Genomic DNA, 18,766 nt, shown 5'->3' with positions numbered 1-18,766 from the left:
CCAGATTAGTAGTAATATACTAACTGGAACCCCAAGCAACCATGCAATAATATATCCCATTTTTTCTCTCCAAAAATAGTCCTCAATTGGTTTTACTTTAAAATTATAGTACTTATTATTTATTATATTCATCTATTTATTAAAAATTAATAATTATCTTTCTATAGAAATATCTCTTATCCAGAAATCACGAGGTTGAGTCCCTCAGTAAAAAAATTAGGGAAGGCTATTGTTCGTGGTTGGATTATTTTCATCTGAAGCCTTTTCTTTTAATTCTTTGAGCCGATGTTTACAATAACTCATATTATTAGCGGCAGTTACTCCACCCAACCAATTATTGAACTTACAGAGTTTATCTCCAATACTGTCAAGCACTCCTGTTGCATTTCCGGCTTTCTCCTTCATCACACCCCGTACACCAGAAAGATCGATACTTGCCTTTTCAAGTTCTTTCAATACAGAATAGTCGGTTTTTCTTGCTGTAGTAGGTGTGAGAGAAATTGATTTAAAGAGAAGTTCCTGATGTTTCGAAGGGAGTGTTTTTATCGTGTCGCAAAATAATTTAACTAAATGAGGCTGGTTAGTTTCTATAGCTTTTAACAAATAATGTTGAAGAGTCAGATCGTCCGGCATCTTATTTGTTTTTTGCAAAATATCAAGTAATTGCGATATGCATTGTGTATTGCTTGTACCACATTCTCCTTTTTTGCCTATAGCTGCTTCAATAGCATCTTCTCCTTTAATTTTCGATTTAATGGTTTTGGCTAATTCAGATAAGGGTAAGGGAGGGGTCGCATTCTGCGTGAAATCTGAGATGAGTTTTTGTAAGATTTCTAAACTTCCCCCGGTTGCTGCATTGTGTATCAGTGCTGTAGCATTTTTTTGGGTTAACATACTGAGATAATATGGATGGGTTAATGCATGTTGTGCTAATGCCTGGAAACTACCATATTTACCGTCTTTGATTGCTGCATTAAAGAAACTTTCACTCGTTTGTTGCGTTTGCATTACCTGTTGCAAGTAGGGAGATGGATTATCCAGAAAAAATTTAATTGTTTTTGAGCTGTTATAGCTTACTGCTAAAGCCAATCCCTTAATTAATTCTTTGTCTGTAGGTTTTGGATTCGATGTTTGAAATAAAACTTCGATTCCATCAGTATTATCACTCCGGCAAAGATATTTTAACTGATCCCATTCTTGCAATCCTGCTTTATCTGCAAATTGAGATTGAAGATCCATAAAAGCATTATAAATTTGTTTTGCTGAAGGTAATGGCGGGTTACGGGGTGATGCTTTTGGATGACGGACTATCTCTAGATCCAATCCTAAATCCCCTTGCCAACCATAAGTGGAGGCAATTGTATGAATTGCGCCAACCAGGGCGGTGGAGTCTTGGTAATCTACATAACCCTGTGGGTCATTGGGATCAGCTAAGCGATACCCTTGTTCGTCTGGGAGACGCGATACACTCCAGGCATGGGTGGGCGATCCTAAGAGCATCACTTCATCTTTTTGTAGATTAATGGCATCAAATGTGGAGGTCCATCCAATATCGGATGTAATCATATTCACTTTAAGGGAAGTCTTTAAAGGTTTCCCTGCTATTTTAAAATTGGAAACTGCATCTTTTTGTTCTTTGCTGGAATCAAAGAGATTTGGAGCGAAGGCAACCAAGATGTCATTTGCAAAATGAGTGATTTCAATATCCGCAGACATATTTTTTAAATTGGATATCCTATCGAGCATCGCATAATACTCATCTTCTCGGCCTTCCAAGATGTATTTACAACGAACTAATGCTAACCCTCGGCAAACACCACTAGTCTCCAAACGAAAGGAGAGATCTTGGCTTTCTAAGTATTTATTTAAATTTCTAACGATGATCCGTTGATCTCTTTGAATTGGGGAAGAAGTTTCGGACATAAACAAGCCTTAATTTCCATCCCTTGAAATGTATAAAAATGCTAATTAATTTATTCATCACCCATTAGAGCAATGATATGACTAAAATATTATCTTATTGATTAAATTATAGACATAAAATCATTTTTTTTATTTTGTTTGAGGAGAATCGTATTAGCAGAATGAAATCAATGTTGTTTTATTAAAAACAATCTGTAGTAGATCAAATAAAATCCTTGTTTCATTTTGGTAAATTTTAAAAAATATCTTTACGAATCAAGCACTTTTGTTTAGGGTAATTGGCTTCGTTTTTGATAACGAATTATTAAAATAACAATTAAGCATGGAGCATAATATGTTTTTGAAGTATTCAAGACTTATTTATTTACTCACAGGGCTCATTTTTTCTTCTGCTCAACCTACCTGGGCATTTAACACAAAAAATGGGAATATTTATGATGCCAATGGAAACCAGATTAGTATTGACGGTATCGCATGGATAGGCTTTCAAGACAGTAATTTCTTAGGGGGGTTATGGAATGTTCCATTTAATCCAATGGGTACTCAACATGGTGTCATTGAACTACTCACTTCGCCATGGACTGTTCCAGGCTCGAATGTGACCAGTGCAGATAATGGCGTATCTTTTAAAGCAATGCGTTTGGCAATACAGCCTGGTATTTGGCATAATGCGACATCTGTGCAGTCATCTCCTTTTAATTTCTCGGTTACAGATATCAATAATAAGGAAGAGGGAAATGGTCCGTTTTGCGACTGGAGTAAAGGGGCAGATGGAAGCGGACATTGTATCCAATCTAAAACAGCCCCCGATTTATTAACTGCCACCATGAACGAGTTTAACAAGCAGAACATTCTAGTCATGCTTGATTTCCATCATCGCCCAGGACTTGGAGATAATTTCCGGGATGGTACTGTAATTGCAGCAGATTATTCCTTAAAAGATTATCATGATGATGTGGCCAATTTTGTTAAAACCGCACCTAAAAATTTATTAGGGATAGACGTTTATAATGAGCCTCATCAACTATTCTGGTATCAAGATAATACTCAGACTACCCCTGTTCAACCGTCTTGGATTAAGGTCATTGCTGCAGCAGCTACAGCAGTATACGATTCTAAAGCAGACACTTTGTTATTCGTCGAGGGGCCGGGAGGTACAGAAGGTAATGATCCCTATGATCCTGTTTTTAGTAATACAGCAACCATTTGTTTACCTTCTTCTACCAAGATAGATGACTCTAATGTGGTCAGTTTAGCCAACGATCCGAGTCGTTGCCCAACTAATATGATGCGTGTTACTAATATTGGATCAAACTGGGGTGAGAATTTCCGTTCATTGCTGGATACAAAACAATCTGTCAATGGAGTGGCAAAATTTGACGTAACAACATTTAGATCCCAATTAATCCAAGCAATTCAAACCAATAATTTTAGCAGTACTGATCCAAATGCCATTGCAGATTGGTTGCTTGGTGCTAATAACGATGGCAATGAAGGACATCTTGTTTTTGCACCACACTTATATGGCTCTCAAGTAGCTGGATGGCAATCTGATGCCAATGACAGTCCAATCCGATTTGACTGGAACTTCGGCTTTTTATTGAATTCAGGTTTTCCATTCGTCATTGGTGAGTTAGGTTATGATGTGCAAATGCCAGCACCCGGTGGACAAGACTTCTTTGTTAAATCGGTGGCGCCTTATTTAATTAATAAGAAAATAAATCATAATTTATTTTTCTGGACCTTTAATAATGCTGATTATCCTGTTGGTCTTAGAGCCAGTGACTCTGATTTAAGTCTTTTTGCCTGGAAAGAACAAGATTTGCATGATCTCTTTAGTGCTATAACTCCGGTTCAGCAATATGGTAAATTATGTGTTACTGTTCCAACACCTGTAGGGTATACGGGAACCCAATACCCGGTGATTAATGCTTCAGCAGGAAGCAATCATTATAGCTTTTCATTAACTGCTTTTGATACATCGACTTGCATGGATAATGTTGCTACTGGAACGTATACCTTAACAGGGACTACCCTAACCAACAGTGACGGTATTCATTATGTTCCTTCACAAACAAATAGCGCAGTCGTGACTCAAAATACAGAAACGGATGTATCTGTGAAGTATGTTCAGGAACCGAATGGCAATTTAACCATTAGTGTGGCAGGAGATAGTAATTGTACTATTAATTCAAATCAGATATTTACCGTCACATATTCTTCTGGCTCTAGCAACAATAGTGTGCAAGTAGTAGGTACCACACCCAAAAGCGTGTCCCTACCTGTTGGCAGCTATACAATCAGTGTTTCTCCGCTTCAGCTGCCTTCAAATACTCAGTGTGCTGCAAAATTTAACAGCACAGTAAATATCACTGCAAATAACACGACGCAAGAGGCGATTCAATACAGTGTCGTTGCAACGAACAACTGTTCGGTGAAGATGCAGTGCGGTACTTGGGGTACACCTCAAGATCCATGGGCAGGAAGTTCCTGTAATCTCTATATCACCACGAAATCACCAATGACCAAGCCTGCAGTATTAAACATGGTGACCAACGGGATCACTGCAATTACAGGAGTATGGAATGCAACAGCAAACCTTACTAATGGAAATTTGACAATGACTTTAAGCGATCCGATCTATGTACCGAATATTGGATTTAATGCGAGTGGTATCATTACTCTGCCTACCCAGGCAACTCTGACAACAAATGGACAGACCAATACATGTCCGGTAAATCCTGCATAAATAAAAAGGGGCTCAGCAGAGCCCTTCACCAAGAAAAATTATTCAGAAACAAAAACTGTTTATGGGCGAAATGAAACTCACTTTTGTTTGGATGATTCACATTGGTTTTTATATATTTTATGGTTGGGATTAGGTATGATAAATCGAAATAACAAAAATAACATAAAGAGTTTTTTATGAAAAAAATTATTCTCCTGTTCGCGTTAGTTCCTATTTCGGCTTTTGCCATCAATCCAGTAAACCCTAATTTATATGCAAATAATGATTGTCAAAAAATCCAGGATCCTGCTGAAAAGAAGGACTGTTATAATATCGTTAAAAAAAATGAAGCAGAAGAAAACTTTAGGAATTTCCAGGAAAATAGTCCTGAATCTTACCAAGAAGAATTCTAATATATCAAAGACTTACGAATCTATTTAAAAGAGCAATCTTGTTCATTTTTAAATAAATTAACAACTATTTAATTTTTTATCAAAACCAGAATAAAATTTATTCTGGTTTGATTCACATGGCAATCTAAAAATCAAAAAATTTGGTTATTTCAACTAAATCTCCGTTTTCAAACTAAAAATAGAGTAAAATTTGTCCACAATGCCTATCTAATTGACAAAAATTAAACTATATGTATATATGACGAGCAATCTATCTGATTCAAGGAGAGAAAAATGAAAATAATCATTGCATCTTCAGCTTTAATTATGTCTTTAAGCTTAATGGGCTGTAATACCATGAACAATGTCAGTCAGTATGGCAACCAAACCGTAGGCGCTGGGGTTAAATATGGTGCGAACGTCGTAGGCTCTGGAGTAGGTTTTGTAACCAATACAGGTGCTATGGTTGGCAATGGGGTAGGTAGAGTAGTCGGAACAGGGGTTGGTCTGGTGGGTTCAGGTGTTGGCGTCGTAACAGGACATCCTGCTGGATACCACAGAGTAAACCACTAATCTCGATTTCAAATAATATTTATTTAAAAGGCTCGACATCAATAGATGAAGAGCCTCCAATTCTTTATAGTAAATATTTTAAATATATTGATATCGTCCTTTCCTGTGGATTTCTTCTAGGGTACCTGTAGCTTTGATCTCTTCTGTAATGAATGGAATTAATAGTTCCTTTAAACCTAAAGGTATGTCTTTATGAACTTTCGAAATTCTATGGGTCCATGGCGTTGTATACTGGGTATTTAGTTCATTTAATTCTTCACTGTTTACAATGCTTTCTGCATCCTGAAGCGTTATTAAACGCTCGTCCTTTCTTATAAGACCAAGTTGCCGCGCTCTTAAATTCATTTTTTCGAAATCTTTCATCCTATTGCCATCCGAGAATACCACTTCAAGTGACCAGGTTCTTTTTTTAAAACCTGCATTCTCTATGTCCTGAATGTGAACAATTTCATCGGAAGGCATCAATTTTCCGAAAAGACGACCCGGTCCTCTTACTTGGATTACTTTCATAACATCTTCCGATACTTTCAACGCCCAATTGTCCTCCTTTTTGGCGCCTATAATGACTGTCACTTCGTTATTTTTTGCTGCAGTATCTTTGATAGGATAGTATTTATCATCCAATTCCAGTTCCTTTATTTTTCTTGTTGTATAATTATCAAATAATTCTTCATTCAATAATAAATGTTTATGAGGAATTGTATATACTTTAGGTAATCCAGTGACCCAAATAAAGCCTCGACAGGGGAAAACCGAAATTCCTCCGGCATAAGGTTGTGCAGCATATTTACATGGCGATGTCGAAAAAAAATATTTACTGTCATTGTCTACAAGATAGCTCACAATATCATGACTAGGAGCCTTTCTTCTTTGGATCGAAGACATACCTAGATAATCGCTGGCCATGGCTTCAAAAACCTCTTTACTTCCTTCGGTTCCTCGAAATAAAAAATCTTGAGATGAAGGAAGACAGCGATGCAATTGCTCGGCTCCCATTTGTTTCTCTTTGGATGAAAGCGTGGCATAAGTTACATCCAGCTTATCTCCAAAAAAAGTAGTCTTTGTTTTGGATAATGAGGATAAAACTTTTTGATTAAAATAAGGTCTAAGATGCATTAATCTTGATTGCAAGTTGAATACTCCTGGGTTCGGAAAAATAAATTTACATGGGACCCATAAAATGATCTCAATGATTTAAAATGCATCATAACAAATATATTTTAATTTGCTTAATAAAATAAATTTGGGCTTGAAGTTTATTCATGTTGAGGTAAACAACAAAACAGCTCAATCTTATCAAGGAATGAACTGTCTGTGCCATTTTTATTTAAATAGCAATAATCAATTTAAGATTTCATTTACCATTAGAGTAAAGTACATCGGCTTTTAGTTTCCTCTTGTGAAGGAACATTCTCTTTTTGATCTGAGGCATATAAACTATAACGATTATAGGGTGTTTTGTTTTGGGAATGTGTTTTTTCCGCTAAATGTCCAAGCTCCAGGCCATCTAAGTATTTTTTAAATACCTGGAAATTTGTGACATTCTCTACATCGATTATAGGAAATACAAGATGTTGGAAATGTTGGGCTCTTTTTTCTATTTCTTTACGGTAAATTCTGGCGACTAATTCCGGATCATTTTTAAAGCTGCCACAACCCCAAGCACCCAAAATTGCATTCGTTTTGCCTTTTTCAAGCAAGGTATCCAGTTGAGCTGCGATACGGCGACTTAAATCCTGGGTGTATTCACTAACAGCTTCCTTATCATTTGAGTCAATTTTTCTAGTCACAAGCTCAGGCGCAGCAGATCTCAGCTCAAAAAAAGGAAAAATTTGATGTTTTGGAAGAAAGGCATAGCTTAGAGCGCTGTCTGCTACAAATTGTTTTCCTGATGTCGCATCTTCAAGACTTGTTGGAAATAATATTTCTGGTCCGCGAAAGTAAACCTGAGGCTCTTCACCTATAAAAACTTTATAGGCTGCAGGAATTTCTATTCCAAGTCTTCTACCCAAGGATTCCAATTCCTCTGGGCTCATTTTTTCCTGCCCATTGACTAAATTCCTAAAATTTTTATCATATAGAAAACATCCGCGTTTCTCATCGTAAAAGATACCTTTGGTGGAAAGTAAAGATCGAACACAAGAAGAGCGATGCCATAAGCTTTCCTCCTGTGCACTTCCTCCTTCTAATGCAGCCCCGCCTGGAAATAAAGAATTTGCCATATTGAGAATAGGATAAATTTTTCCATGCTTTTTAGTCATTTCAAGAGCTACATCACCGAAGTCCCGATGAACGACCTCCACTTTATGAGGAGGTGCAATTTTTTGTTTTTCCCATAATTTTAAATTTTCAGCGGCATGAGTTTGCAATTCTTTGAATTTTAGATCATCAGTGGCATGATGTATTGTTTCGCCCATACTTCTATGGCGCCAATAATTACCAGAAAGAGTACCCCATAAAATACTCGGCTTTTGTGCGTGATGCACATCTCTAATTTTAGAATATTGGTTAGGCATAGACTTGTAACTTAATTCTCTTAAAGCTCGCATATATAACTCCCTAATATTTTTGTCTCTAACAGAATCCGTAGATTAATCCTGCTGATATAGCTTTTTAATAATTACCCATCTTGTGCATTATTGTTCTTTTATAGCCGTTTTGTTATCTCACAAAATATTCTACATGGTCAATAAAATTCTTTAATAGATGTGTAAATTACAAAAAGTAAAAAAATTGCTATTATGTTAAAGCCTATTTTCAAATTTGATGTGTTGAATTTTCTTTTTATTTTTCTTTGATTTAAAAATTTGAACTAAAATATAATTCAGTGTATTGATGTTTGATATCTCAAAGCTGATGATAATGCACTTAAATAATAATAGATAAAGGAATTTATTTTGAAGAAGGTCCAGGTCTGTATTCAACTTTTTCTATTGTTATTCTTTTTTTATAATGAAAAAATTTGGTCTGCTCCAAGATTGCCTGTTTTGAATGATTTTATGAAAATCAAAACAGTGAGTGAGCCAAATTTGTCCAAAGATGGGAAATGGGTCGTTTATACAGTCGAAGAAAATATTAATAAAAAAGAAGCAGTAAGCAATATCTGGGTGGTCTCCTACGATGGAAAAATATCAAAGCAACTAACAAATAATAAAAAGGAAAGTAGCTCTTCGCCGCAATGGAGTCCTGATGGTCAATGGATTGCTTATTTATTTGGCTCAAAAAATCTTAGATTAATGAACTGGCAGAGTGGGGAAGTCATAAATTTGACCCCCAACATTCTCCATGTTAGTGAATTCTCCTGGGCTCCGGACTCTCAAAATATAGCGTTTATTGCAAGTGAAGGAAAAGAATCTAAAGATCATCCTCTTGTGATCACAAGATATCATTTTAAGAAGGATAGAGAGGGATACCTTAGCGAAAAAAGAGAACACCTTTACAAAATTGCTATTCCAGGAAAACACATTGAGCTTTTAACGGCAGGACCATATGATGAATGGTCTCCAGCATGGTCTCCCAATGGAAAATTCATTGCCTTTATCTCAAAAAGGGGGCCAGATCCGGATAGAAGTTATAAAACAGAGATTTATATAATAAGTAGTGAATCGGGTAGTAAGGAGATTCAATTGACCCGGTTTCCAGGAGCGGGAATGGATCCAGATTGGGAAACAATCCCTTCATGGAGTCCTGATAGTGCCCTAATTTCTTTTCTAAGTTTCAATAATAAATCGCCTATCTATGGTCCGACCCAAATAGGTATTGTACAAATAGCAAATCATAATGAACACATTATCACTCCTTCAGATAATTGGTTTACCAAAGCAAAGTGGTCTTATGAAAGTAAGAAAATCTATGCATTGGTTGAAAAGAGCAGGGAAACACACCTTAGTGAAATTGATGTGATTCATGGAACCGTTAGTCCATTAACCCATGGAGAGAAAGTGGATAGTGAGTTCACAATTGCACCGCAACGAATCGTATTGGCGACCTCTAATGATCAACATCCTACAGAATTATATGCAGTAGAGGATACGTTAAGACCGTTAACACATCATAATCAAGCCCTTTTAGAAGAGGTTATATTTCGTCCAGTACAAGATATGGAATTTACAAGTTATGATGGCACTCTAATTCAAGGATTATTGCTAAAACCTGCCAATTATAAAATTGGGAAACGTTATCCTGCTCTTCTTAATTTGCATGGAGGGCCAGTATATCAATTCAGTCATGAGTTTAATTTTGACTGGCAGTGGCTTGCTGCTCAAGGATATACCATTATCGCACCCAATCCCCGTGGAAGTTCTGGAAGGGGATATCAGTTTTCTAATGCAATTCATGCAGATTGGGGGAATCTTGATGTAAAAGATGTGCTTGCAGCAACTGATTATGCCATTAAGAAAAATATTGTAGATCCAGAAAAAATGGCTGTCGGAGGATGGAGTTATGGTGGCATGCTGACCAATTATGTCATTGCAAGTACCCCAATTTTTAAGGCTGCGATTAGTGGTGCAGGTACGGGTAATATTTTGGGAAATTATGGAGTGGATCAATATACTTTAGATTATGAATCTGAACTAGGGCGACCCTGGTTAAATACTCCACTTTATCTTAAACTAAGTTATCCTTTAATTAAGGCCAATCAAATTAAAACACCCACTTTATTTTTATGTGCTAGTTTAGACTTTAATATGCCTTGCATTGGCTCGGAACAATTGTATCAGGCTTTAAAATCTCTCAAAATTCCTACGCAATTGGTTATATATCCTGATCAAGACCATTCTCTAGAGCGGCCTGATTTTCAGATGGACCGTTTGCAGCGATTTAAAGATTGGATGGATTATTATCTCAATCACCCGAATAAATGAATATATTTTAGCTGTTTAAGGTCGCTTTGCATCTTGTAAATCCAAATAGAAAATATCAACGGGAATACCTTTGAAATCCGTTTTTTTCATGAGGTTCATACCAATTTTTTGTGCCACGTTCTTGGAGGCAAAGTTTTCAAAATGAATAATTGAGATGAGATACGGGATTTTTAAGCGTTGGCTTGCATCATTTTTTATAGACTTTGCTGCTTCAGTGGCAATTCCTTTATTCCATGAATCCCGTTCTAAACGATAGCCCAACTCAAGGTAAGATTTTCCATCTACAGTTTGTGGCAGCAAGCCACAAAACCCAATCAGTCTTTTTGTATCCTTCAAAGTGACTGCCAACAATCCAAAACCGTGTTCTTGGTATGAGGCAATCCATGACATCATTTGCTGTTCTACTGTTTCTTTATCTAAAGTTTTACCCAACCCTATGAAGCGCATGACTTCAGGATCGGCACAAATTAATGAAAAATCATGTAAATCATTGGGTGTAAAAGGACGTAGTATTAATCTTTCTGTTTCGATTGTAAGCGAAGTATTTACATACATGGCAGAAGTGCATCTCGTAGAAGTTTACATGCTGGAATCGGCAATATTTCGCTTATTTTACTCGCATTTCTGTTTTCATTAAAATGATAAATCAAGGTGATGAAGAAAACTTTTTGATTATAGGATTTACTTCATCGTTCTTTTGTTCATTTATTAAAAATTAGTCTAAAAGATGGCCTATAGGCTATAAATACTTATAGGGTGTTGATTTTAAGTATAAGGTTTTTATGGAAAAAGGTAAGTGTAATATTCTATATGTTGATGATGAAGAGAACAATCTAACTGCTTTTGTTGCGACTTTTCGTCGTCAATATAATGTCTTCACAGCGACCTCCGGAAGGGAAGGTATGGATATTATGCGTCGAAATAAAATTCAAATCGTAATAACCGATCAAAGGATGCCTGAAATGACAGGGGTACAATTTTTAGAATCCATAATCCCTGAATATCCTAATACGATTCGCATGATTCTCACTGGTTTTACTGATGTTGAAGCCATCATTAAGGCAATTAACACGGGACGTGTTTTTCGCTATATTACCAAACCGTGGGATCCTGTTGATCTCAAGATAAGTATTGATATGGGACTCAAAATGCTATCCCTGGAAGAAGAGCGTCTGACACTGATTGAACGATTAAACCATGAAGTGCTTTATCAAAATCGTATTTTGGAATTATTTCAAAAATATGTTCCTAAAAATATCGTGGATGAAATATTGCATGATCAGGAGGAGAACTCACCCATTAGAGGTGAGTATCGCATTATTTCAGTCATGTTTGCTGACATACGCCAATTTACGTCCATTTCTGATAAATTGGGTCCAACTAAATCCGTTGAAGTACTTAATGCATACTTTGAAATAATAACCAAACGCATACGCGAGCATCATGGCAGCGTGAACAAATTGCTGGGTGATGGTATTTTGGCTTTGTTCGGAGCCCCTGTTTCACATATAGACAATCAACTAAATGCTGTATTTGCAGCACTAACAATGATTGAGTCGCTTAAAGAATTAAATGATAAATACCGCAATGAAATAGGGCGCGATGTGGTGATAGGCATTGGTATTAACACTGGGGAAGTTATTGCTGGGAATGTCGGTACTAGTGAGCATATGGAATATACAGTCATTGGGGATACTGTAAATATTGCTTCAAGGATCGAAGATCTGACTAAAGATAAGCCCAATTCTATTTTAATTAGTGAAACAACGTACAAACCAATTGCCAATGAGATACGGGTTGAGGAGCTAGGGCTACAAGTGATCCGGGGTAAAGAAGAAAAAATCAAGCTTTACAGGGTACTTGGGAAGAAAACATGATCCTTGATGCAATAAAAACATGGCAGTTTTGGTATCAGAATATCATTACAGCTTTTTTGTACCTAACAGCAGGTTTAATCAGTAATATTTGGCTCATACCCAACACTATGGTGACACCGCTTTGGCTTCCATCTGGTATTGCACTGTCCATGGTGCTCTGGTACGGCCCCCATGTGTCACTGGGTATATTTGTATCGGAAATGTTTGTTACCGTCATACTCAACAGTTTATTGTCCTGGCAGAACTGGATCGCATCGATAATCATCGGAATTGGAGCAGTATTACAGGCTATCTGGGCAGCTCGATTTATACAATATTATACGGGAACCAATACGCCATTCTATACCGTTAAGGACACTTTAATTTTCACATTCGGTGGAGATTTTTTATTGTCTCTCACCAGCAGCACTATTGGAATTATTTCATTGAGGCTATTTGGTTTAGTTAAACCGGACCTTCTCATTAACAATTGGTTCGTTTGGTGGATTGGAGATATAACGGGCATTATTGTGATCACCCCGCTCATCATGAGCTGGTACCAGAGTCGATTCACTTTCAATTGGAAGCAATTTTTTGAGTATTTTCTATTGATCATTCTTTTAGGTTGTACCATGAGTATGATCTACATGTTGCATTACCCATTAGCTTATATTTTGATTCCTTTCTGTGTATGGTCTGCGGTACGATTCAGCCTTAGATTAGCAACGATTATGGCATTTTTGATCTCAGTTTCAGTTCTTTGGCTTGAAATACATGGCTATAAAGAGTTTTATTTTATAAATTTCTCAACAAGCTTATTATTCTTACAAGCGTTTGTGGCCGTCATATTTTTTACTACTTTAATCTTATCAGCAGTCATTAATGAACGAAAAAAAGCGCAAAAAGAATTATTACAGGCCAACATTAAGTTGGAATCCCGCGTAGAACAGCGTACACGAGCTCTTAATCAAAAAAATACGCAACTGAAGAATACCTTAGAGACATTAAAACAGGCCGAAACTCAATTAATTCAAGCTGAAAAAATGTCTTCTTTAGGCGTGTTAACTGCAGGTATAGCACATGAGATTAACAATCCAGTGAATTTCATCTCGGCTAATATTGGACCATTAAAAAATGATATTGAAGATATCATGACTTTATTACATAAATATGAGGCTATTACTTCAGAAAGTTCACTAAAAGAAAAATTGGCAGATATTTCCAAATATATTCAGGATGTTGATTTTTCCTTTACCTTAAAAGAAACAAATAAATTGTTGGATGGTATTGAAGAAGGAGCCCGACGTACAGCCAACATTGTGAAAGATTTACGTACTTTTTCTCGTCTGGATGAAGGAGAAAGAAAAAAAGTAAATATACACGAGAACATTGATTCGACATTAACTTTATTGAATAACCAATTTCGAGATCGCATTACCATTCATAAAAACTACGGTAATATTCCTGAAATTGAATGTTTTCCGGGAAAAATTAATCAGGTTTTTATGAATATTCTTACCAATGCCGCCCATGCAATACCAGAACATGGGGATATTACAATTACAACCAGCATGAAAGATGATCATATTTGCATTAGTATTCGTGATACAGGTTCTGGAATGTCAAAAAAAACAGTGGATCGTATATTTGAACCATTCTTTACGACAAAACCTGTGGGAAAAGGCACCGGCCTGGGAATGTCTATTTCTTACAGTATTATTCAAGAACATCATGGAAAAATTTATATTCAAAGTGCTTTGGGAAAAGGGAGTGAATTTATTATCGAATTACCTGTTCAATAATGAAAACGAAGGATCTAAATTTTCATGCGCAGTCGGTGAGCACGAAAAAAAATTAACTGCCCTGAATTGAGTTTTACCCATATGCACCTTATTTCAAATCGTCTGGAGCCTTCGCGTGTAAATTTAACACAACTTCGCCACCCTACAGTTGGCCCATAATTAGGTAAGTAAAATTCTTGCCATTATTACGTATGATTTAAGAAGACTATTCAATTTCCAAAATACTTATTGTAAATCTTGAGATAAGTCCCGTCCGTTTCAATTTCTAATAAAGCTTTATTTATTTTATCTATGAGAGGGGCATTTTTTTTCAAAGAAATAATTCCATAACCATTTCCTGTTACTATAGGCTGACCCACAAGTTGAAAACCATCTAAAGTTTTGTTAAACAGCAGGTATTTGGCGACATTCTCATTGAGTAATGCCGCATCTACTTCATGATTGTTGACTGCTTCAATCAATGAAGTGATTTTAGAGTAGGTCTTTATTTTCTCTTTAGGGGTATAAATAGGTAAAATGTTGAATTGGAACAGAGTTGCCTGAAGTGCACCAATTTTTTTGTTCTTAATGTCATCAATTGATTGGATAGTAGATTTCTGAAGTGCCACAAACTGGCCTTTACTCGTAATATAGGGCAAACTGAATGCGTAGTCTTCTGAACCATTGGCAGGAAGAGGACTGGGCAAAGTGGTAACATCGATATCCCCATTATTCAAGTCTTGAGCCTGGGAGTTCAAATCGGTAGCTTTGAAAGTACATGAAATATTAATTCGTTTACAAATTTCATTCATTAGGTCGATACTGAAACCAAAATAATGATTCTCACTATCCACCGATGAAAAAGGTGGGGCAAATTTTAAAACACCTACTACCATCTGATTACCATAAGCAAAAAGTGTATAGCAGAAAAGTGTTATAAAAATTATTTGTTTTTTAAGCTTCATGCTTATTATCTCTTCCTTTAGCTCTTTAAACTTTAGTTTGTTAAGAATTTATTGTCAAATGAATAAGTTAAAGGTCTAAATGATAATTGAACAACAAAATGGGATAAATTTTGCACTATAATTTATATGAATTCATATAAAGATTTGACAGTGCAATGAAAGAGAAGTTCTTGCCAAAACTGATGAAAATAAATCCTTTGAAAAATGGTGTACCTGAGAATAATGGTAACTGTCAATGGTGCGCTATAGAAGGTGTAAGAGTGTTGCTTCAAAATGCAGAGCCTCAAAAAATATTAGGCTCTGTAGAGGGTGAAATGGATCCCATAGAAGAATATATTGATGAATTATATGATTACAAAACAGTCCACTCCAAAACACGACAACAATTTTATGATTCCTTAATCGAGCAATTAGCACCTGGTGAGTTGATGCTGGTCAATGTAAGTGGAGAGGGCGATCATGCATATATTATCTACAGAGAAGAGGACACGTTTCATCTTGTTGATCCTGACCGGAATGTTTTTGTTGAATTGAAAAGCGGCAATGATTTCATTCAAAAAGTATCTGGATGGGTATCTGATAATCCGGAACAAACAGCAGTAACATTATTAGATTATACCAATGGAAACCCAAACCCTAAACAAAAATCAACAGACTCTGTGAATATGAGCATCAATATTCTAAACAAAGAACTCGTTAAAAAAAATGGTTTGCCTCTATATAGTCAAGTTCAACAAAAAAAAGATGATGATGAGGAACGCTCGAAAAATACTTGTAATATCCTTTAAATTGTTCGCTAATGAATCTTAATCATAGATCTTCATAAAAATTCTCTTGATTTTTATTTGCATGCTATTCATAGTGCGAAGCTCCATTCATGGCGAAAATGAAAAACTATAATTCACAAGGAGTTTGATTAATGAACAAATTTTGTTTCAACCTCTTATTCTTATGCAGTGTCCCTTCACTTTTATTTGCTGAGGATACTCTAATCTTTGCTGTGGATATTATTCGTCATGGGGACAGGACCCCCATTGTTCCATTGAGCTCTGTCAATTATCAATGGCAAGAAGGGCCTGGCCAGCTGACAGCAGAAGGTATGCAACAAGAGTATAAACTAGGTTTGTTATTCCGTAAAAAGTATGTGGAGCAAGCACATCTATTACCAGAACATTATGAACCTGGAACTATGTATGTCCGCTCCACGGATTTCGATCGTACCCTTATGAGTGCACAATCACTACTCATGGGATTATATCCACCTGGGACAGGTCCAAACATTTTCGATTCTATACCCGCTTTGCCTCATGCTTTCCAACCCATTCCTATTTTTAGCGCCCCATCCAAATCCGATGAGGTTATCGTGCAACATGTTCCCTCAACGGAACGGTTAAAATTATTGGCACAATATGTGTACGCAACAAAAGAATGGCAAGAAAAAAACCATGAGCTCAGGGATAAGTATCCTCTCTGGAGTGCCTTCACAGGAATTCCAATCAAAAATTTGGCTGATCTTGAATTATTAGGGGATGCATTATACATCCATCAAATCCATCATGCCCCGATGCCCGCAGGGATGAGCGCTCAAGATATAGAGACAATTATTCATGCCAGCAATTGGGCTTTTATGGCACAAGAAAAACCACACCCGATAGCCGTTGCGTATAGTACCAAACTCATGACCAACATAGCTCATTACCTCAACGACGGAAGTCAGAAAAAGTCTAAGCTTAAGTATGTTTTGCTATCGGCACATGATGTAACGATTGCTAGTGCAATGAGTTTTTTAGGAGCACCACTTGAGATAGCACCTCCATATGCTTCAAATCTTAATTTTTCACTCTACGAACACAGCGCAAATTATTTTTTGGTTAAAGTCACCTACAATGGCAATCCTGTTCCTATCCCTGCTTGTGGTGGTACAACCTGTGACTTAGAGCAGTTTACACATTTAATAAATACTTCAACACCTGAGATTGCTTGATTTTATTCTCTCCTTGGAGTCAGGGAGAGTGCTTTATTGATACTGATTCTTGAGTACAGGAATATCAAATAACTTCTTAGAATGTTAATACAATGATAATTCGCGGCGATAAAATAGGTGTTGGCTTGAGAGCGCCTCACTACCAGCAATTTCTTTTAGAAAAACCCCAAGTTGACTGGTTTGAAGTACATACTGAAAATTTTATGATGAAGGGAGGTCCCTTACTCGATCTACTACTCACTTTAGGGGAGATGTACCCTATCAGTTTACACGGTGTGGGGTTATCTCTGGGATCGGCACAAGGATTGTGTAAAAAACATTTAAAACAAATTCAAATTTTAATTCAGCGTTGCAATCCGGTTTTGATTTCCGATCATTTATCATGGAGTACTGTCGGCCAAATCTATTTACCTGATCTTTTGCCAATCCCTTATACCCAAGAAAGTTTAAATATGATTGCGAACCATGTGGATGAAGCCCAAACTTTTTTACAAAGGCCTTTGTTAATCGAAAATCCCTCATCTTATTTGGAGTTCCAGATTTCTGATTATTCTGAAGCTGAATTCTTATCAGAACTCATTAAATGCACGGGCGCAAAAATATTATTGGATGTAAATAATATTTATGTCTCTAGTGTGAATCATGGCTGGGATCCATTTCAATACATTCAATCCCTCCCTTTAGCAAGTGTTGAAGAGATTCATTTAGCAGGTCATTCAACCTATGCTCTGGATGAAAAAAATAGTTTGTTATTAGACACACATGACAATCATGTTTGTTCCGAAGTATGGGATTTATATCGTTATGCTGTAAAATGTATTGGTCATGTTCCTACTTTACTGGAGTGGGATACCGACTTACCTGATTTAGAGGTTTTAGTGAATGAAGCCAAAAAAGCGGTCGAATATGTCAATCATCGAGCAAATTCAATTTAATTTTGCAAAAGCTGTATTTGATCGAAGTCAAACTCAAATGATGCAATATATTCGCCCAAGCCATTGCAGCGCCGAATTTAGGTTTAATATTTACCGCAATAATATAATAAAAAATTTAAGCCATGCCTTAGAAACCACTTTTCCTGCCATTTGGAAGTTAATCGGGAGAGAATGTGCTCACCATATAGCCTCTCTTTTTTGTCAACAAGAAATCAATTTGCCTCAAACCAATAACCTGGATGAATGGGGAGAGAAATTTCCAGGCTTTTTACAAAAAAATAGTTCATTGAAAGGACTTGTCTATTTAAAAGACATCGCCGAATATGAATGGTTAAAATATAAAAGTTATCGAGCACCCAATTTTAAACTATTAAATCCATTGGAACTAAAAAAGAAATTGGAGCGCTTTGGTGAGTTGCGCCTTTATTTAAATCCTTCTTTAAATTTACTTTCATCGCTTTATTCATTAAAAGAAGTAGTCGGCTTCCTTGAAAATCCGCTTGAAGGAAAAACAATTGATCTACAAAATATACCAAGTTATGCCGTCATTTATCGTCAAAACAGCCAAGTGGAGACTCAGTGGATTTCTCAAGATTTGTTTCATTTTATTACATTAATTAAAAACCGAATTCCTTTAATAAAATCCTATGAAATGATTTTGGAAAACAACCCGCAATTTGATTTAATTATGGGCTTAGAGTTTATGATAAAAAATCATTTATTATGGAAATGCCAGAGGACATGACTCTCTTAAAAAGTTTTTT

At 36.3% G+C, this 18,766-nt stretch carries 15 protein-coding genes; 10 read left to right on the top strand and 5 right to left on the bottom strand.

The window, feature by feature from the left end; translation table 11 throughout:
• Positions 1–216: 216 nt before the first annotated feature.
• Positions 217–1,923: a hypothetical protein gene (locus tag BU07_RS0115440; RefSeq protein WP_031567612.1), complete on the bottom strand. Its 1,707-nt coding sequence runs from the start codon at positions 1,921–1,923 to the stop codon at positions 217–219.
• A 334-nt stretch (positions 1,924–2,257) separates the two neighbouring features.
• Here BU07_RS0115440 and BU07_RS0115435 point away from each other — a divergent pair, with 334 nt between their 5' ends.
• From BU07_RS0115435 to BU07_RS16870, 3 genes are all read left to right on the top strand, one after another.
• The gene (locus BU07_RS0115435) at positions 2,258–4,672 is read left to right on the top strand and encodes a glycoside hydrolase family 5 protein (RefSeq protein WP_031567610.1); all 2,415 of its coding nucleotides are present in this window, start codon (positions 2,258–2,260) and stop codon (positions 4,670–4,672) included.
• 176 nt (positions 4,673–4,848) lie between these two features.
• Positions 4,849–5,064 (top strand): hypothetical protein, encoded by a 216-nt coding sequence (locus BU07_RS0115430; RefSeq protein WP_031567608.1) that lies wholly within the window; start codon positions 4,849–4,851, stop codon positions 5,062–5,064.
• Positions 5,065–5,337: 273 nt separating this feature from the next.
• Entirely contained in the window at positions 5,338–5,616 is a 279-nt protein-coding gene (locus BU07_RS16870) for a hypothetical protein (RefSeq protein ID WP_115262272.1), read from the top strand.
• A gap of 78 nt (positions 5,617–5,694) precedes the next feature.
• Here the strand turns inward: BU07_RS16870 and BU07_RS0115420 are convergent, their stop codons facing one another.
• Positions 5,695–6,747 carry a hypothetical protein gene (locus BU07_RS0115420; RefSeq protein ID WP_031567607.1) on the bottom strand — a complete coding sequence of 351 codons (1,053 nt, stop codon included), beginning with the start codon at positions 6,745–6,747 and terminating at the stop codon, positions 5,695–5,697.
• A gap of 233 nt (positions 6,748–6,980) precedes the next feature.
• Positions 6,981–8,165 carry a TIGR02452 family protein gene (locus BU07_RS0115415; RefSeq protein ID WP_051635623.1) on the bottom strand — a complete coding sequence of 395 codons (1,185 nt, stop codon included), beginning with the start codon at positions 8,163–8,165 and terminating at the stop codon, positions 6,981–6,983.
• A gap of 450 nt (positions 8,166–8,615) precedes the next feature.
• Between BU07_RS0115415 and BU07_RS0115410 the strand changes: the two genes are divergently transcribed.
• Positions 8,616–10,481, top strand: coding sequence for a S9 family peptidase (locus BU07_RS0115410; RefSeq protein WP_115262322.1), 1,866 nt, complete (start codon positions 8,616–8,618; stop codon positions 10,479–10,481).
• A 15-nt stretch (positions 10,482–10,496) separates the two neighbouring features.
• Here the strand turns inward: BU07_RS0115410 and BU07_RS0115405 are convergent, their stop codons facing one another.
• Positions 10,497–11,036 (bottom strand): GNAT family N-acetyltransferase, encoded by a 540-nt coding sequence (locus BU07_RS0115405; protein WP_031567601.1) that lies wholly within the window; start codon positions 11,034–11,036, stop codon positions 10,497–10,499.
• A gap of 227 nt (positions 11,037–11,263) precedes the next feature.
• On the opposite strand from BU07_RS0115405, the gene BU07_RS0115400 reads away from it, so the two are divergent.
• Together BU07_RS0115400 and BU07_RS0115395 are read left to right on the top strand one after the other, a co-directional pair.
• Complete coding sequence (locus tag BU07_RS0115400; protein WP_031567599.1) at positions 11,264–12,358, top strand: adenylate/guanylate cyclase domain-containing protein; 1,095 nt, start codon at positions 11,264–11,266, stop codon at positions 12,356–12,358.
• A complete protein-coding gene (locus tag BU07_RS0115395) occupies positions 12,355–14,139 on the top strand; it encodes an MASE1 domain-containing protein (protein WP_031567597.1) in 1,785 nt (594 codons plus the stop codon). Before BU07_RS0115400 ends, BU07_RS0115395 begins: the two co-directional genes overlap by 4 nt.
• A gap of 209 nt (positions 14,140–14,348) precedes the next feature.
• On the opposite strand, the gene BU07_RS0115390 is transcribed toward BU07_RS0115395, so the two are convergent.
• Entirely contained in the window at positions 14,349–15,083 is a 735-nt protein-coding gene (locus BU07_RS0115390; RefSeq protein ID WP_031567595.1) for a transporter substrate-binding domain-containing protein, read from the bottom strand.
• 170 nt (positions 15,084–15,253) lie between these two features.
• On the opposite strand from BU07_RS0115390, the gene BU07_RS0115385 reads away from it, so the two are divergent.
• The 4 genes from BU07_RS0115385 to BU07_RS0115370 all read left to right on the top strand — a co-directional run bounded on the left by BU07_RS0115385 (position 15,254) and on the right by BU07_RS0115370 (position 18,747).
• Positions 15,254–15,871 (top strand): hypothetical protein, encoded by a 618-nt coding sequence (locus BU07_RS0115385; protein WP_115262273.1) that lies wholly within the window; start codon positions 15,254–15,256, stop codon positions 15,869–15,871.
• Between the two features lie 131 nt (positions 15,872–16,002).
• On the top strand, positions 16,003–17,067 hold the full coding sequence (locus BU07_RS0115380) for a histidine phosphatase family protein (RefSeq protein ID WP_031567592.1): 1,065 nt from the start codon (positions 16,003–16,005) through the stop codon (positions 17,065–17,067).
• Positions 17,068–17,159: 92 nt separating this feature from the next.
• Positions 17,160–18,002 carry an MNIO family bufferin maturase gene (bufB, locus tag BU07_RS0115375; RefSeq protein ID WP_031567589.1) on the top strand — a complete coding sequence of 281 codons (843 nt, stop codon included), beginning with the start codon at positions 17,160–17,162 and terminating at the stop codon, positions 18,000–18,002.
• Positions 17,974–18,747 (top strand): HvfC/BufC N-terminal domain-containing protein, encoded by a 774-nt coding sequence (locus BU07_RS0115370; RefSeq protein ID WP_115262274.1) that lies wholly within the window; start codon positions 17,974–17,976, stop codon positions 18,745–18,747. The genes bufB and BU07_RS0115370 overlap by 29 nt, the downstream gene beginning before the upstream one ends.
• Positions 18,748–18,766 lie beyond the last annotated feature (19 nt).

Origin of the sequence: Legionella wadsworthii DSM 21896 = ATCC 33877 (genome assembly GCF_000701265.1) — a bacterium.
Classification (GTDB): Bacteria; Pseudomonadota; Gammaproteobacteria; order Legionellales; family Legionellaceae; genus Legionella; species Legionella wadsworthii.
The sequence above is the reverse complement of the archived record's forward strand: the minus strand, read 5'-3'. Positions and strand labels throughout refer to the sequence as shown.

Excerpts from the sequence above, each read along its gene's own strand:
- BU07_RS0115440 (WP_031567612.1), bottom strand. The coding sequence starts at position 1,923 with ATGTCCGAAACTTCTTCCCCAATTCAAAGAGATCAACGGATCATCGTT.
- BU07_RS0115435 (WP_031567610.1), top strand. The coding sequence starts at position 2,258 with ATGTTTTTGAAGTATTCAAGACTTATTTATTTACTCACAGGGCTCATT.
- BU07_RS0115430 (WP_031567608.1), top strand. The coding sequence starts at position 4,849 with ATGAAAAAAATTATTCTCCTGTTCGCGTTAGTTCCTATTTCGGCTTTT.
- BU07_RS16870 (WP_115262272.1), top strand. The coding sequence starts at position 5,338 with ATGAAAATAATCATTGCATCTTCAGCTTTAATTATGTCTTTAAGCTTA.
- BU07_RS0115415 (WP_051635623.1), bottom strand. The coding sequence starts at position 8,165 with ATGCGAGCTTTAAGAGAATTAAGTTACAAGTCTATGCCTAACCAATAT.
- BU07_RS0115410 (WP_115262322.1), top strand. The coding sequence starts at position 8,616 with ATGAAAATCAAAACAGTGAGTGAGCCAAATTTGTCCAAAGATGGGAAA.
- BU07_RS0115405 (WP_031567601.1), bottom strand. The coding sequence starts at position 11,036 with ATGTATGTAAATACTTCGCTTACAATCGAAACAGAAAGATTAATACTA.
- BU07_RS0115400 (WP_031567599.1), top strand. The coding sequence starts at position 11,264 with ATGGAAAAAGGTAAGTGTAATATTCTATATGTTGATGATGAAGAGAAC.
- BU07_RS0115395 (WP_031567597.1), top strand. The coding sequence starts at position 12,355 with ATGATCCTTGATGCAATAAAAACATGGCAGTTTTGGTATCAGAATATC.
- BU07_RS0115390 (WP_031567595.1), bottom strand. The coding sequence starts at position 15,083 with ATGAAGCTTAAAAAACAAATAATTTTTATAACACTTTTCTGCTATACA.
- BU07_RS0115380 (WP_031567592.1), top strand. The coding sequence starts at position 16,003 with ATGAACAAATTTTGTTTCAACCTCTTATTCTTATGCAGTGTCCCTTCA.
- bufB (WP_031567589.1), top strand. The coding sequence starts at position 17,160 with ATGATAATTCGCGGCGATAAAATAGGTGTTGGCTTGAGAGCGCCTCAC.
- BU07_RS0115370 (WP_115262274.1), top strand. The coding sequence starts at position 17,974 with ATGTCAATCATCGAGCAAATTCAATTTAATTTTGCAAAAGCTGTATTT.